This window comes from Nocardia sp. NPDC051911, from assembly GCF_040681035.1.
Classification (GTDB): domain Bacteria; phylum Actinomycetota; class Actinomycetes; order Mycobacteriales; family Mycobacteriaceae; genus Nocardia; species Nocardia sichangensis.
In genome coordinates this window covers 155274-169901 of the sequence record NZ_JBFAXY010000009.1, presented here as the reverse complement: position 1 = coordinate 169901, position 14628 = coordinate 155274, and the positions used below count along the sequence as shown (strand labels likewise).

Below are 14628 nucleotides of genomic sequence, written 5' to 3'. Positions count from 1 at the left end.
CACCGCGGTGTCCGTGCGCGGTGTCGCCTCCCCGTCGCGCTCCACGCCGTGAACCGCGCGATGGCGGGCGGCCCGCAGAACGGACTCGTCGCGTGTCGAGCTCATCGCGGCGCCATCTCGGCGGCGACGGTGAGGTCGACCGCTCCCTGCGCCTTCCCGTCCAACGCCAGCAACAGATCGGCGGCGAATTGCAGCAGCACGACATCGCGGACGCGCTCGGCCCCGACACTGTCCTGCACGCGCGGCAGCGGAAGCTGCACCACCCCGGACGCGGCGCGGTACCCCGCGCTCGGGTAGAGCCGCTTGAGGCGCATCTGCTTGGAATCGGGCAGGTGCAGCGGCGAGATCTTCAAGGTCGTCCCGGTGACCGCGATCTCGGTGACCTCGTACTCGCGGGCGAGCAGGCGCAGTTTGGCCACCGACACCAGACGCCCGACTTCCACCGGCAACGGGCCGTACCGGTCGACGAGTTCCTCCACGACCTGTGCGAGCGCCGAATCATCCTGCGCGGCGGCGAGTTTGCGGTATGCCTCCAGGCGCAGCCGGTCACTGGCGATGTAGTCCGGCGGAATGTGCGCGTCGACGGGCAGGTCGATGCGCACCTCCTTGACCTCCTCGGTGGTGATCGGCTTGCCGTCCGCGGCGGCGCGATACGCCTCGACGGCCTCCCCGACCAGCCGCACGTAGAGATCGAAGCCGACCCCTGCGACGTGGCCGGACTGCTCGGCGCCGAGCACGTTGCCCGCGCCGCGGATCTCCAGGTCCTTCATCGCGACCGCCATGCCCGCGCCGAGATCGGAGTTCTGCGAGATGGTGGCCAGTCGGTCGTAGGCCGTCTCGGTGAGCGGCTTCTCCGGCGGGTAGAGGAAGTAGGCGTAGCCGCGTTCCCGGCTGCGCCCGACCCGGCCGCGCAGCTGATGCAACTGCGAAAGGCCCAGCGCGTCGGCGCGTTCCACGATCAGGGTGTTGGCGTTGGAGATGTCCAGACCGGTCTCGATGATCGTGGTGCACACCAGCACGTCGTATTCGCGCTGCCAGAAGCCCTGCACGGTGGACTCCAGCGCGTCCTCGTTCATCTGGCCGTGCGCGACCGCCACCCGCGCTTCGGGCACCAGATCGCGAATCCGCTTGGCCGCCTTGTCGATCGACGACACCCGGTTGTGCACGTAGAACACCTGGCCGTCGCGCAGCAACTCGCGCCGGATCGCGGCGGTGACCTGCTTGTCGTTGTAGGCGCCCACGTAGGTGAGCACCGGGTGGCGTTCCTCCGGCGGGGTGAGGATGGTCGACATCTCGCGAATCCCCGCCAGACTCATCTCCAGGGTGCGCGGAATCGGGGTGGCCGACATGGTGAGGACGTCGACGTGCGTGCGCAGCGCCTTGATGTGCTCTTTGTGCTCGACACCGAATCGCTGTTCCTCGTCGACCACCACGAGGCCGAGGTCCTTCCAGCGCACGCCGGTCTGCAACAGCCGGTGCGTGCCAACCACGATGTCGACGCCGCCGTCGGCCATTCCCTCCAACACCGCGCGGGCCTCGGCCGGATCGGTGAAGCGGGACAGGCCTTTCACGGTGATCGGGAAACCCGCGACGCGCTCGGTGAAGGTCTGCAGGTGCTGCTGCGCGAGCAGCGTGGTCGGCACCAGCACGACGACCTGTTTGCCGTCCTGCACCGCCTTGAACGCCGCGCGCACCGCGATCTCGGTCTTGCCGTAGCCGACGTCGCCGCAGACCACGCGGTCCATCGGGACGGCCTTCTCCATGTCCGACTTCACCTCGGCGATGGCGGTCATCTGGTCGACGGTCTCGGTGAACGCGAACGCGTCCTCCATCTCCTTCTGCCACGGCGTGTCCGGTCCGAACGCGTGACCGGGCGCTGCCTGGCGGGCGGCGTACAGCTGCACCAGCTCGCCGGCGATCTCGCGAACCGCTTTGCGCGCCTTGCGTTTGGTGTTGGCCCAGTCCGAGCCGCCGAGCTTCGACAGGCTGGGCATCTCGCCGCCGACGTAGCGGGAGAGCTGGTCGAGCGACTCCATCGGCACGAACAGCCGGTCACCGGGCTGGCCGCGTTTGCTCGGCGCGTACTCGATCACCAGATACTCGCGGCGCGCGCCGCCGACGGTGCGCTCGATCATCTCGACGAACTTGCCGATGCCGTGCTGGTCGTGCACCACCATGTCGCCCGCGCTCAACGCGAGCGGGTCGACCTGGTTGCGCCGTTTGGCGGGCATCCGCTTGCCCTCGGTCGGCGCGGTGACCCGGTTGCCGGTGAGGTCGGATTCGGCGACGACCACCAGACCGGCGCCCTCGAAGACCAAGCCGTCGTGCAGCGAGCCGCACAGCACGCCCACCACGCCCTCGTTCGGCTCCGCGCCCGCCGCCAGCGCCGCGGCGGGGACCTCCGCGTCCGCCAGCCGTTCCAGGATGCGCTGCGCCGTGCCGTGGCCCGCGACGACCACCACGGCCCTGCCGCCGGTGAGCACGTGGGCGCGCAACGAGGCGAACATGGTCGCCACCAGTTCGTCGGACCCGCGCGCGGCCGGGCCGGGCAGCACCGGCAGCACGACCTCGGAGGAATCACCGGAAGCGAGCGGGCTCAGCGTCCACCAGGGCAGGCCCTGCCGGTCGGCGCTGGCCTGGATCTCGGGCAGCGGACGGTAGGCGGAGGCGGCCAGGTCGAGTCCGTGTCCGCCGAGCGGCGCCGCGCCGCCGAACGAGGCCGCGGTCCAGGATGCCTCCAGGAATTCCTCGCCGGTGCGTACCAGGTCGGCCGCGCGGGTGCGGATCTTCTCCGGATCGCACAGCAGTACGTGGGTTCCCTCCGGCAGCACCTCGGTGAGCAGGCACAACTGCCCCGGTTGCAGCACCGGCAACAGCGCTTCCATGCCCTCGACCGGGATGCCCTGCGCGAGTTTCTCCAGCATCTCCACCAGCGCCGCGTCGGCCGCGTTGGCGGCGGCGACCTCGGCCGCCCGCTCGCGCACCTCGGGTGTGAGCAGCAGTTCCCGGCACGGCGGCGCGACCACGACGTCCACCGCGACGTCCGGCAGCGAGCGCTGGTCGGCGACGGAGAACGGCCGCAGTTCGGTGACCTCGTCACCCCAGAATTCCACGCGCACCGGATGGTCGGCGGTGGGCGGGAAGACGTCCAGGATGCCGCCGCGCACCGCGAACTCACCGCGCTTGCCCACCATGTCGACCCGGGTGTAAGCGAATTCCACCAGCCGCGTGAGCAATTCGTCGAAGTCCAGCTCGGCGCCGACGCGCAGCACGATCGGCTCGATCTCGCCGAGCCCACCCGCCATCGGCTGCATCAGCGACCGCACCGTGGTCACCACCACGCGCAGCGGCGCGGGGAAATGCGGGTCGCCGGGGTGGGCGATCCGGCGCAGCACCTCCAGCCTGCGCCCCACCGTGTCGGCGCCCGGCGAGAGCCGCTCGTGCGGCAGCGTCTCCCAGGACGGGAACTGCGCGACCGTGGGACCGAGCATCTCCACGAGTTCGACACTCAGGTCGTCTGCCTCCCGCCCCGTGGCCGTGACCACCACCAACGGCCGCTCGGCGGCCAACCGCGACGCGACGAACGGCCGCACCGCCGACGGCGCGACCAGCTCGACCGACGATGTGCCGATCAGCTCCGCGACGGTCCGTAGCGAGGAATCGGCACCGGCCGCGGCGGCCAGTCCCGCCAACGGGGGGCGGTGGGTGGACATCGACAACTCCTGAGCGCAGGCGACACGTTTCGAGCGGCCAACCGAGTCTAGTTAAGCGGGCATCTTGTTTTTGCAGCGCCCGCGCCGCCGCGAGGCGACTGCCGCCCCCGCCCGGTACCAGAGCGCCCATCCGCGATCTATTTCGTCGCCGACACGGCCGCCCACCCGAACACGCTCCGGCTCCTCCCGGCGAGAAGCGAGCCACAGCGAGAAGGTCCCGGCGGAGTCGTCAGCACGATTCGCGGCTACGTCATCCGGCGGAACAAGCACACCACCGACGAGCACCTACGATAGCCAGGGCGAATCGCCCGACGCACACTGCGGGGCCCTTCACCAGAGGTGCAGGAAACTCCGGACGTCATCGAAACCGTCGAGTGCCCGCCCGTCCACGTCCGACGGATCCGCCTCGGCACGCGCCGACAAGGAGCGCGCCAACGCAACGGACTCATCGCTGAGCCGCCCGAATCGCCGAGCGGTATGTCCCAGGCACAGCCCGGCCAGCCCGAGCAGCGGGCTGCCGGCCACAGCCGGCGTTCCGACCCGCACACACCAGTGCTCGACGAACTCCCGATCGTCGTCGTTCAAGGCGCTGCCAACCAGAGCATCCGCCGCCTCGAACTCGTACGCGCGGTCTCCGAGTGCCCGCTCCAACACCGCGACTACCACCTCATGCGGCAGAGCAGGAGGATTGTGGAAGCTCCGATGCGTATGCATGCCGCGAGATTATCCATCCCCCCGCAGGTCCGCGACCCATGACTCGACAGGGCGAACGTTGCCCGAAGCGAGCTCGACCACCGTCGCGCCCAGCGCACCCACAGCCACGTCTTCCGAGCGAAGCAAGACCGAGCATCCGCCGTTCGCGGCCCGGCTCGCGTTTCCACGACCGCAGCGCACGCGACGAAAGAACAGCCCGAGCCCACAGCCAGCCGGCCACCACACGCGTGCACCGGGCAGCAAGCTTCGACACCGACGCGCCCAGCGCACCGTAACCACGTCTTTCGAGCGAAGCGAGACCGAGCATGCGCCGTTCGCGGCGCCGCAGGCGCTGCCAAAGTTACGGCACGTAGCGCCGCAAACGTCTTGCCGCGAATTCCCTGAAGTACGAGAGCTTCTCGGCCGGGACGATGGCCGGGAGCAGGAAGTACCAGGCGCGCTCCATCCGGACCGCCATCTGGTCGATGGATTCGGTGCCGACGGCGATGATGTGCACGCCCGCGGCCATCTCCTGCCACAGCAGGCCGATGACCTCGGCGTCCAGGTCGGCGATCAGGTCGCCTTGGGCGATGGCCCGTTCGGCGAGCAGCCGGTAGGTGTCGCCCCAGTTCTTGGCGATGTTGTCGCCTTGAGCGCCGCGGTAGTCGCCGATCTGGTGGGTCAGCTTCAGCATGGCGCCGACCATCGGGTCGTTCATCGATAGATCGGCGACGACGTAGGTGATGCCGATGCACGCCTCCAGCGCGGGCACTCGCGGATCGAAGAAGCCCTGACACGAGCTCGTCAACCGCTCGTTGCCCTGGTCGACCACCGCGCGCGCCAGCTCCTCCTTGGAGCCGAAGTGAAAATACAAGGCGCCCTTGGTCACATTGGACTGCGCGATGATCTCGCTCAGGCTCGCATTCGCATATCCCAAGCGCAGAAAGACATCGGCAGCGCCTGCCAGGACGGAGTCGCGGGTGATCTCCGCGCGCGCTTGCCTAGCCATCAGATCCGCCTGTCATCCCAAAAACCAGCCATCCTGAAGTAGACCGACATCCCGAAGTTGACCGACTTACCGCCCGAACAGCACCCAAAGGATGGGTGAACCGTACCACCAGGCGCGCGTCCAGCAGCCAATTCGAGCATTCGGCGAGAGCCGTCGCGCAATTTGCTGGTTAACAATCCGGCTCACTCACCGGCGCCCGCGCGCCATTCCGAACTCAGTTGTGGATCGGCTTCCAGATGACTCAGCCCGTTCCAGCACAGGTTCACCAAGTGGGCCGCCACAACCTCTTTCGAGGGTTTGCGCTCGTCCAGCCACCAGGTGGCGGCGGTGGCGACCTGACCGACGAGCGCCTGCGCGTAGAGGGTGGACAGACTGGTGTCGAACCCGCGCCGCGCGAAATCTCCGGCCAGAATGTGCGCCACCTGATTGGTCGCTTCGTTGAGCAAACTGGAGTACCTGCCCTCGGCGGCGGCGGCGGGCTGATCTCGCACCAGAATTCGAAACCCGTCGGTCCGTTCTTCGATATAGGTCAGCAGCGCCAGCGCGACCTGTTCGAGCCGGATGCGCGACCGGTTCTGGGTGAGCGAGGAGGTGATCATGTCCAGCAGCATCGACATCTCCCGGTCCACGACGACCGCGTACAACCCCTCTTTGCCGCCGAAGTGTTCGTACACCACGGGTTTGGAGACCTGGGCGCGTTGCGCGATCTCCTCGATGGAGGTCGCGTCGTAACCGCGTTCGGCGAACAGCGCGCGTCCGATCTCGATCAGCTGCTGACGCCGCTGGGTGCCGGTCATCCGTGGACGGGACACTCGATGCGACTCACTCGAAGACACCCCTGCTCCTCCGCCCTTCCCGCGTTGTTGCCGGTCGTGAGTGCCTCGACGGTTCCCGCCGAGCCGACGAGCGCATGCCGGGACGGGACCGCGGGCGAGCCCGGCGATCCGCCCTCGTGCGTGCCTGGTCAGCCGTCACATCGGGGCTCCGACGCACGACATCGACATTCGGATACCACTGTCCCAGACCGGTCGGCAGTCCGCTTCTCCGGGGCGAGGGGACGCGGGGGCTCTCCGCTGTAGTCGGCGATCGAGCGGTCCTCCGCCCGAGCGCTGCCCGGCCGGAGGACAGGAGCGCTCCCGCGCTGGTCCGGCCCGAATACCAGATGCCGCGCGGGGAACAATTCGCGGGGAGGCGGGCGAGTATGCGAGGATTCATCCCGTGCCATGGCACAGCGGCGGGGGTTTCGCCAACCGCCGGTGTGGCAATCCGCCGTGGTGTAATGGCAGCACATCTGATTTTGGTTCAGAGAGTTCAGGTTCGAGTCCTGGCGGCGGAGCTCGAGAGCACGATGACTTATCGTTGGCCCGCACATCGCTGACCAAGCACGACGACGCCCAGCACGAGGACAGGCAGCCGAGGGAGATCCATGCCACAGCAGACCGCCGTCGTCGTTCTCGCAGCCGGTGCCGGGACACGAATGCGGTCGAAGACCCCCAAGGTCCTGCATTCGCTGGCCGGTCGGAGCATGCTCGCGCACGCGCTGCATGCGGCGAACGAGATCGACCCCGCGTACCTCATCACCGTGGTGGGGCACGATCGCGAACAAGTCGGCGCCGCGGTGGCCGCGGTGGCCGACGATCTCGGCCGGGAGATCACCCCGGCGATCCAGGAAGAGCAACTCGGCACGGGCCACGCGGTGCAGTGCGCGCTTGCCGCCCTGCCGGTCGGCTTCACCGGCGACGTGCTGGTCACCTCCGCCGACGTGCCGTTGCTGGACGGACACACCCTGGCCGCGCTGCTCGATGAGCACCGCAGCTACGCCGAACGCCCCGCGGTCACCGTGCTGACCTTCGTGCCGCCGGACCCGAATGGTTACGGCCGCATCGTCCGCGACGCCGAAGGCCAGCTCGCCGAGATCGTCGAACACGCCGACGCCACCCCGGAACAGGCCGCGATCACCGAGGTCAATTCCGGCGTGTACGCGTTCGACGCCGCGGTGCTGCGCACCATGATCAGCCGCCTGTCCACCGCCAACGCCCAGCACGAGCTGTACCTGACCGACGTGCTGCGCCTGGCCAGGGAGGCCGGACACCCGGTGCACGGCGCACGCCTGGTCGACGCGGCCAAGGTCACCGGCGTCAACGACCGCGTGCAGCTGGCCTCGGCGGCGCGCACGCTCAACCGCTACATCCTGGAACGCCACATGCGCGCGGGCGTCACGATCATGGATCCCGCCTCGACCTGGGTGGACGCCAGCGTGCGCATCAGCAGGGACGCCGTGATACTGCCCGGTGTGCAACTGCTCGGCAACACCGTCGTCGGCGAGGACGCCGAGGTCGGCCCGGACAGCACGCTCACCGACGTGGTCGTCGGCGACGGGGCGAAGGTGATCCGCACCCACGGCGAGGGGGCCACCATCGGCCCGAAGGCGACCATCGGCCCGTTCGCCTACCTGCGGCCGGGCACCATCGTGGGCGACACGGGCAAGCTCGGCGCGTTCGTCGAGACCAAGAACGCCTCGATCGGCGCGCATTCGAAGGTCCCGCACCTGACCTACGTCGGCGACGCCACCATCGGCGAGCACAGCAACATCGGTGCGTCGAGCGTCTTCGTCAACTACGACGGCGTGACCAAGCACCACACCGTCGTCGGCTCGCACGTACGCACCGGCAGCGACACCATGTTCGTCGCGCCGGTGACGGTGGGTGACGGAGCCTATACGGCGGCGGGTACTGTACTGCGCAGAAACGTTCCGCCCGGAGCTCTCGCGGTGTCCGGTGGACCGCAGAAGAACATCGAGGGCTGGGTGCAGCGACACCGTCCAGGGACGGACGCGGCGCGCGCGGCGGCGGAAGCCATCGCGGCCAAGGAGATGTCGGGTCAGGCAATAGAGCAAAAGGATGGCAAACAGCAGTGACCGCGTCATGGATGGACAACCAGAAGAACCTGATGCTCTTCTCGGGACGCGCTCATCCTGAGCTGGCCGAGCAGGTCGCCAAGGAGCTCGACGTCCACGTCACGCCGCAGGTGGCACGGGACTTCGCCAACGGCGAGATCTTCGTCCGGTTCGAGGAGTCGGTGCGCGGCTCCGACGCCTTCGTCCTGCAGAGCTTCCCCGCGCCGCTGAACCAGTGGCTGATGGAGCAGCTCATCATGATCGACGCGCTCAAGCGCGGCTCGGCCAAGCGGATCACCGCGGTGCTGCCCTTCTACCCGTACGCCCGCCAGGACAAGAAGCACCGCGGCCGTGAGCCCATCTCGGCCCGTCTGGTCGCCGACCTGCTGAAGACCGCGGGCGCGAACCGGATCATCACCGTCGACCTGCACACCGACCAGATCCAGGGCTTCTTCGACGGCCCGGTCGACCACATGCACGCGCAGGTGCAGCTGGCGGAGTACGTCCGCACCAACTACAGCCTCGAGCACATCACCGTCGTCTCCCCCGACTCCGGCCGCGTGCGCGTCGCCGAGAAGTGGGCCGACTCGCTGGGCGGCTCGCCGCTGGCGTTCATCCACAAGACCCGCGACCCGCTGGTGCCCAACCAGGTCAAGTCCAACCGCGTGGTCGGCGAGGTCGAGGGCCGCACCTGCATCCTGATCGACGACATGATCGACACCGGCGGCACCATCGCGGGCGCGGTCAAGGTGCTGAAGGACGCGGGCGCCGGTGACGTGGTCATCGCCGCGACCCACGGCGTGCTGAGCGAGCCCGCCGCCGAGCGCCTCGCCAACTGCGGCGCCAAGGAGGTCGTGGTGACCAACACCCTGCCGCTGTCCGAGGAGAAGAAGTTCCCGCAGCTGACCGTGCTGTCCATCGCGCCGCTGCTGGCCCGCACGATCCGCGAGGTCTTCGAAAACGGCTCCGTGACCGGTCTTTTCAACGGAAACGCATAGAGCTCTTACCGCGAGAACGGCGGCTCGGACTACGGTCCGGGCCGCCGTTTTCGTGTCCGCGTTAGCCGCGGCGATCAGTGGGGATACTGAGGGTATGGACCGTGATCCGTTGGAGACCGAGATGGGGGACGACGACCAGGAGGACGAGATCCGCGAGTATCAGCGCAACATCGAGGATCCGCCCGACGAACTGCGCATCCGTTACCACGAGGACGAGGACGACGGCAGGCTCGGCATCGACGACGAGCTGGACCAGGAGTGGACGGCCCGCGACACCCTCGCCGCGGACGAGTCGGACGACCGGTCCGCCGAGGTGGCCGCGATCGAGATCATCGACGACGAGGATCTCTGAACCTGCTCCGTCCCCGACGCGCCTGTAGCAATCGGCTATGACGACGCGCTCACCGTGGTAGGCATAGGTTGCGTGACCGGGACGACACGAGGAGGGTGCGATGAGCACGCCGAAGGATCCGGACCACCCCGACGAGCAGCGGCCGCCGGAGTCACCGTCGAAGCCGACCGGGGAGACCTCCGGTGACGAGCCTGCCCAGCCGTCGACCGGCTCCGCCCCGGCGCAGACGCCCGGTGAACGACCCACCGAGCACGATCCCGCCGCCGCGCTACCGCCGGAGCACGAGCCGGGCCCGGCCGACCAATGGTGGCAGTCGAGCGGCTCGCCGCCCGGGGGAGCGCTGGGCGGCCAGTGGGGCGCCGAGCCCAGCGGCCAGCCCGCCGAACCCCGGCCTTGGGGCGCCAACGGCGGGGGCGAGCAGCAGTCCTGGGGCGCCGAACCCGCCGCGCCGGGGGCTCCCTCGCCGGGTTCCGGGCCACAGCCTCCCGACGAAACGACTCAGCGGTTCACGCCGGACGAGCACACGCAGTACGGTTCGGGCGGGCAACCGCCTTATCCGCCGAGCGGGCAGCCCGGTGACTTTCAGCAGCCGTATCCCCCGCAGCAGCCGTATCCGCCGACCGGGCAACCGCAGTACCCGCCAGGCGGTGGGTACGGCTACCCGACGTCCGGGCCGCAACAGCCGCAGTACGGCTACCCGTCCTATCCGCAGCAGGGGTACGAGCCCTACGCCACCCCGCCGAAGCAGCCGACCAGCCAGGTGTACTCGATCATCGGCTTCGTCTGCGCGATAACCGCGGTGCTGTTCTGCCCGATCTTGTTCGGCCCGGCCGGGATAATCCTGGGCATCATCGGGCGCAACAAGGGCGAATCGCTCGGCAAATGGGCAGCGATCGCTGCGGCCGTCGGGATGGTGATCGGCCTCATCGTGGGGTTCGTCGTGTTCGGCGGAGACATCACGACGTAGATTTTCGGTATGCGTCTATCGGGTGACATCAGCGCGGCGGGTGTGCGGGCATGACCGGATTCGCGGGTTTCCCGCTCGCCGGGCTCGACTTCTACGAAGACCTGGAGGCCGACAACTCCAAGGCGTTCTGGACCGCGCACAAGAAGATCTACGACGAGTCGGTGCTCGCGCCCATGAAGGCCCTGGTGGCCGATCTGGAGCCGGATTTCGGGACCGCCAAGATCTTCCGGCCCTACCGCGACGTGCGGTTCGCCAAGGACAAGTCGCCGTACAAGACCGCGCAGGGCGCCGTGGTGCGCGCCGCGGCGGGGGTCGGCTGGTACGTCCAGATCAATGCCGGGGGTCTGTTCGTCGGTGGCGGTTTCTACCAGGGCTCGTCCGAGCAACTCGCGCAGCTGCGGGCCACCATCGATGACGAGGTGCGCGGACCGGAACTGGTGGCGATCCTCGCGAAACTCACCGACGCGGGCTTCACCATCGGCGGCGAGAAGCTGAAGACCCGACCCAAGGGCTACGACGCCGACCACCCGCGCATCGACCTGCTGCGGCACAAGTCGATCACGTGCGGCCGGGAATTCGGCGCGCCCGCCTGGCTGGACACGCCGCGCACGGCGAAGGAAGTCCGCGCCGCCTGGGAGACGATGCGGCCGCTGGTCGAGTGGCTCGGGGCGGTGGTCGGCGGCGCCCCGTCGTGGTGAGCGCCGCCGATCGACACGTGGTCAGCGCCGCCCGGCGAGCAGCAGCGCGAAACGATCGTCCGGATCGGTCCACACGTGTCCGGTGGCGAAGCCCGCGGCGGCGAGTTCGGCTTCGAGGCCCTCGACGCGGAACTTGGCGGAGATCTCGGTGCGCATCTGTTCGCCGCGGCCGAAGCGCACGGTGAGGTCGAGATCGCCGACCGCGACGGTCATGTCCTCGCTCGCCTCCAGCCGCATCTCGATCCACTCCCGTTCGGCGTCCCAGACCGCGACGTGCCGGAATTTCTCCGGCGCGAAGTCGGCGCGCAGGCGAGAGTTCAGCACGTGTAGGACGTTCCGGTTGAACTCGGCGGTGACGCCCGCCGCGTCGTCGTAGGCGGGAACGAGTACCGCCGGGTCGGTGACCAGCCCGGCCCCGAGCAGCAGTTGCTCCCCCGGCTCGAGCAAGTCGTGGATCCTGGCGAGGAACTCCGCCCGTTCCGCGGGGACGAGGTTGCCGATGGTGCCGCCGAGGAATGCGATCATCCGGCGTCCGCCGCGGGGGAGGTTGGCCAGCGTGTCGGTGAAGTCGCTGACCACACCGTGCACGGCGAGCCCAGGGAACTCGACCGCGACCTCGTCGGCGGCCGACCGCAGCGCTGCCGACGAAACATCCTGCGGTACATACTTCTTCAACGGCCCGCGCGCGCTCAGAGCGGTGAGCAACAGGCGCGTCTTCGCCGCCGATCCGGCGCCGAGTTCGACCAGTACCTCCGCTTGGGCGGCGTCGGCGATCTCGTCGACCACCCGTTCGAGCAGAGCGCGCTCGGTGCGTGTCGGGTAGTACTCGGGCAGCTCGGTGATCCGCTCGAACAGCTCGCTGCCCTTGGCGTCGTAGAACCATTTGGGCGGCAACCATTTCGGGTTCGCGGTCAGGCCCAGCCTGGCGTCCGAGCGGAGCGCGGTGTTCAGGTCGTCTTCGGTCAGGTGGATGTCCAGCGTGACTGCGGTCATGGCACCGGCCTTTCGGGTCAGAGGAGGGGGTCGACGGACAGCGCGCCGGGCCTGGCGCTCACCAGGCTGCGGTCCGGGACCGACTGCCAGCGGGGGTCGTCGTCGAACGGTTCGGAGGACACGAGTGCGAAATCGTCGGTGACCAGCACCGACAACGAGTGGTGGCAGGTGGTCGCCCACAGTTGCGCACCGTCGGAGAGCAGGAGGTTCAGGCGTGCTTCCGGCGCCCGGTCGAGGATCGCGGAGACGAGCAGCCGCAGTGCCGCCGGAGCCGCCGACCACTCGCCGTCCGGTGCGCCGGTCGACAGCAGATCGCACAGCAGCACCCACAGCGTCGCCGCGTCGGTGGCGGATTCGGCCTCCAGCAGCCGCGCCGGAGAGAACAGGTCCTCGGCGCCGAGTCCGGCCGCGACGACCGCGAATTCGGCCGCCACGCCGGTCAGGGTGCGGCGCCAGTCCGGCACCACGCCGTTGTGGCTGAACGCCCAGCGGTCGCGGGTGAACGGCGCGCACGCGGACCGTTCGACCGGCATGCCGACCGTCGCCGAGCGCACCGCCCCGAGCACCGCGGCGGACTCCAGTTGCGGCAGCACCTCGTCAACGGCCGGGTCGGTCCAGATCGGCTCGGCGTTGCGGTAGCGGCTGGCGGTGACCGTGTCGTCCGGCGTGACGCTCCACCAGGCGACGCCGAAACCGTCGGCGTTGATGGTGCCGCCGTGACGCATGTCGCGCGGCGCCCACGCCTGGGTGCGCAGCGAATGGGAGCCGAGGGTCAACATGTCGCCCACCCGCACCGGCGGGCCGACGTAACCCAAGTGTCTACACATCCGCACCCGCCGGGGCCGACGTCGCGAGGCGCGGGCCGCTCGCCGCGGGACCGCGGCCGCACCATCGCCCGGCACGACGGGCGGCGCTCACTCCCCTTCTCCGGGCCGCAGATCCCGCGCCAGGCGGAACCCGGCGAAGATCTGGCGACGGATGGGATGGTCCCAGTTGCGGAAGGTGCCGCGGCAGGCCACCGGATCGGTGCCGAAGGAACCGCCGCGCAGCACACGGTAATCACCGCCGAAGAAGACCTCGGAGTACTCGCGGTACGGGAACGCCCGGAACCCCGGGTACGCCTCGAAACCCGAAGCGGTCCATTCCCACACGTCCCCGATCAACTGGTGCACGCCCGCGGGGGACGCGCCGGCCGGATACGCGCCCACCTCGGCGGGTTCCAGATGCCGCTGCCCGAGGTTCGCGGTGGCGACGTCGGGATCGGCTTCGCCCCAAGGGAATCGGCGCGACGCGCCGGTGGCCGAATCGAACCGGGCCGCCTTCTCCCATTCCGCTTCGGTGGGCAGGCGCTTGCCCGCCCAGTTCGCGTAGGCCTCGGCCTCGAACCAGCACACGTGCACGACCGGCTGTCGCGGCCGCAGGGGGGTCATCACGCCGAACACCCGCCGCCACCAATGCCCGGACGGATCACGCTCCCAGAACTGCGGCGCGACCAGGCCCGCCTCGACGCGATGCGCCCAGCCGCGCTCGGACCAGAGTTCGGGGCGTTCGTAGCCGCCGTCGTCGACGAAGGCCAGGTACTGCTCATTGGTGACCGGCGCGGCGTCGATCGCGAAACCGGCCACTCGCACCGGATGGGCGGGGCGCTCGTTGTCCAGCGCCCACGGGTCGGTGGAGGTGCCCATGAGGAATTCCCCTGCGGGGATCACTACTTCCGCGCCGACCGCCGCCGTCGCGGCCGGGGCGTCCGCCGCCGAGAGCACGGCGGCGCCGGTGCGCAACTGGTGGGTGGCCAGCATGGTCTCGTCGTGCTGCTGCTCGTGCTGGGCGATCATGCCGAAGGCGAATCCGTCGTCGATCAGCGGACGGCCGCGCAGATCGCTGCGCTCCAGTACGTCCAACACCTTGTCGCGTACGGTGCCGACATAGTCGCGCGCCTGGGCGGGATCGAGCAGCGGCAGCGTGGGCCGGTTCGCGCGGGCGTGTTTGAAGGCGTCGTAGAGTTCGTCGATGTCGGCGCGCACCGGGTCGCGTCCGCCGACGTCGCGCACGAGCCAGAGTTCTTCCTGATTGCCGATGTGCGCCAGGTCCCAGACCAGCGGGCTCATCAGCCGGGAATGCTGGGCCACGAGTTCGGCTTCGTCGACGCAGTCGGTGAGCGTGTGGGTGCGCAGGCGGGCGCGCGTGAGAACGTCGGCGATCCGATCCCTGAGCTGTTCGGTGCCGAAGTTGTCGGTGGGGGCGGGTTGGAAAGTGGTCACGAAAAATATCTCCGGGATTCATGGGGGTCGGCGGCGGCGATTCGGCTG

12 protein-coding genes and 1 tRNA gene are annotated in these 14628 nt (G+C 69.2%); 6 read left to right on the top strand and 7 right to left on the bottom strand.

The window, feature by feature from the left end:
- Positions 1 to 101 precede the first annotated feature (101 nt).
- The 4 genes from mfd to AB0L97_RS13960 form a co-directional block, all read right to left on the bottom strand.
- A complete protein-coding gene (gene mfd / locus AB0L97_RS13975; protein WP_364428941.1) occupies positions 102 to 3713 on the bottom strand; it encodes a transcription-repair coupling factor in 3612 nt (1203 codons plus the stop codon).
- Between the two features lie 330 nt (positions 3714 to 4043).
- On the bottom strand, positions 4044 to 4427 hold the full coding sequence (locus tag AB0L97_RS13970) for a hypothetical protein (protein ID WP_364428938.1): 384 nt from the start codon (positions 4425 to 4427) through the stop codon (positions 4044 to 4046).
- A 340-nt stretch (positions 4428 to 4767) separates the two neighbouring features.
- Positions 4768 to 5415: a TetR/AcrR family transcriptional regulator gene (locus AB0L97_RS13965; protein WP_159843027.1), complete on the bottom strand. Its 648-nt coding sequence runs from the start codon at positions 5413 to 5415 to the stop codon at positions 4768 to 4770.
- A 182-nt stretch (positions 5416 to 5597) separates the two neighbouring features.
- Positions 5598 to 6212, bottom strand: a complete 615-nt coding sequence (locus AB0L97_RS13960; protein ID WP_355074504.1) for a TetR/AcrR family transcriptional regulator — start codon at positions 6210 to 6212, stop codon at positions 5598 to 5600.
- 468 nt (positions 6213 to 6680) lie between these two features.
- Here AB0L97_RS13960 and AB0L97_RS13955 point away from each other — a divergent pair.
- The 6 genes from AB0L97_RS13955 to AB0L97_RS13930 all read left to right on the top strand — a co-directional run bounded on the left by AB0L97_RS13955 (position 6681) and on the right by AB0L97_RS13930 (position 11326).
- Positions 6681 to 6751, top strand: a tRNA-Gln gene (locus tag AB0L97_RS13955).
- A 90-nt stretch (positions 6752 to 6841) separates the two neighbouring features.
- Positions 6842 to 8332: a bifunctional UDP-N-acetylglucosamine diphosphorylase/glucosamine-1-phosphate N-acetyltransferase GlmU gene (glmU, locus tag AB0L97_RS13950; protein WP_355074505.1), complete on the top strand. Its 1491-nt coding sequence runs from the start codon at positions 6842 to 6844 to the stop codon at positions 8330 to 8332.
- Positions 8329 to 9309 carry a ribose-phosphate diphosphokinase gene (locus AB0L97_RS13945; RefSeq protein ID WP_356963876.1) on the top strand — a complete coding sequence of 327 codons (981 nt, stop codon included), beginning with the start codon at positions 8329 to 8331 and terminating at the stop codon, positions 9307 to 9309. The genes glmU and AB0L97_RS13945 overlap by 4 nt, the downstream gene beginning before the upstream one ends.
- A gap of 94 nt (positions 9310 to 9403) precedes the next feature.
- Positions 9404 to 9661, top strand: a complete 258-nt coding sequence (locus AB0L97_RS13940; RefSeq protein ID WP_355074508.1) for a hypothetical protein — start codon at positions 9404 to 9406, stop codon at positions 9659 to 9661.
- Positions 9662 to 9761: 100 nt separating this feature from the next.
- A complete protein-coding gene (locus AB0L97_RS13935; RefSeq protein ID WP_364428932.1) occupies positions 9762 to 10628 on the top strand; it encodes a hypothetical protein in 867 nt (288 codons plus the stop codon).
- Between the two features lie 50 nt (positions 10629 to 10678).
- A complete protein-coding gene (locus tag AB0L97_RS13930; protein ID WP_364428929.1) occupies positions 10679 to 11326 on the top strand; it encodes a DUF2461 domain-containing protein in 648 nt (215 codons plus the stop codon).
- 21 nt (positions 11327 to 11347) lie between these two features.
- Here the strand turns inward: AB0L97_RS13930 and egtD are convergent, their stop codons facing one another.
- The 3 genes from egtD to egtB all read right to left on the bottom strand — a co-directional run bounded on the left by egtD (position 11348) and on the right by egtB (position 14580).
- A complete protein-coding gene (egtD, locus tag AB0L97_RS13925) occupies positions 11348 to 12319 on the bottom strand; it encodes an L-histidine N(alpha)-methyltransferase (RefSeq protein ID WP_364428926.1) in 972 nt (323 codons plus the stop codon).
- A 17-nt stretch (positions 12320 to 12336) separates the two neighbouring features.
- Positions 12337 to 13146, bottom strand: a complete 810-nt coding sequence (gene egtC / locus AB0L97_RS13920; RefSeq protein ID WP_364428923.1) for an ergothioneine biosynthesis protein EgtC — start codon at positions 13144 to 13146, stop codon at positions 12337 to 12339.
- Positions 13147 to 13233: 87 nt separating this feature from the next.
- Positions 13234 to 14580: an ergothioneine biosynthesis protein EgtB gene (egtB, locus tag AB0L97_RS13915; protein WP_364428920.1), complete on the bottom strand. Its 1347-nt coding sequence runs from the start codon at positions 14578 to 14580 to the stop codon at positions 13234 to 13236.
- Positions 14581 to 14628 lie beyond the last annotated feature (48 nt).

What these genes read in the sequence shown, in the direction of transcription:
- AB0L97_RS13960 (WP_355074504.1), bottom strand. Translation starts at nt 6,212, where the DNA reads ATGACCGGCACCCAGCGGCGTCAGCAGCTGATCGAGATCGGACGCGCG.
- egtD (WP_364428926.1), bottom strand. Translation starts at nt 12,319, where the DNA reads ATGACCGCAGTCACGCTGGACATCCACCTGACCGAAGACGACCTGAAC.
- AB0L97_RS13940 (WP_355074508.1), top strand. Translation starts at nt 9,404, where the DNA reads ATGGACCGTGATCCGTTGGAGACCGAGATGGGGGACGACGACCAGGAG.
- AB0L97_RS13965 (WP_159843027.1), bottom strand. Translation starts at nt 5,415, where the DNA reads ATGGCTAGGCAAGCGCGCGCGGAGATCACCCGCGACTCCGTCCTGGCA.
- glmU (WP_355074505.1), top strand. Translation starts at nt 6,842, where the DNA reads ATGCCACAGCAGACCGCCGTCGTCGTTCTCGCAGCCGGTGCCGGGACA.
- egtC (WP_364428923.1), bottom strand. Translation starts at nt 13,146, where the DNA reads ATGTGTAGACACTTGGGTTACGTCGGCCCGCCGGTGCGGGTGGGCGAC.
- AB0L97_RS13935 (WP_364428932.1), top strand. Translation starts at nt 9,762, where the DNA reads ATGAGCACGCCGAAGGATCCGGACCACCCCGACGAGCAGCGGCCGCCG.
- AB0L97_RS13930 (WP_364428929.1), top strand. Translation starts at nt 10,679, where the DNA reads ATGACCGGATTCGCGGGTTTCCCGCTCGCCGGGCTCGACTTCTACGAA.
- AB0L97_RS13970 (WP_364428938.1), bottom strand. Translation starts at nt 4,427, where the DNA reads ATGCATACGCATCGGAGCTTCCACAATCCTCCTGCTCTGCCGCATGAG.
- mfd (WP_364428941.1), bottom strand. Translation starts at nt 3,713, where the DNA reads ATGTCCACCCACCGCCCCCCGTTGGCGGGACTGGCCGCCGCGGCCGGT.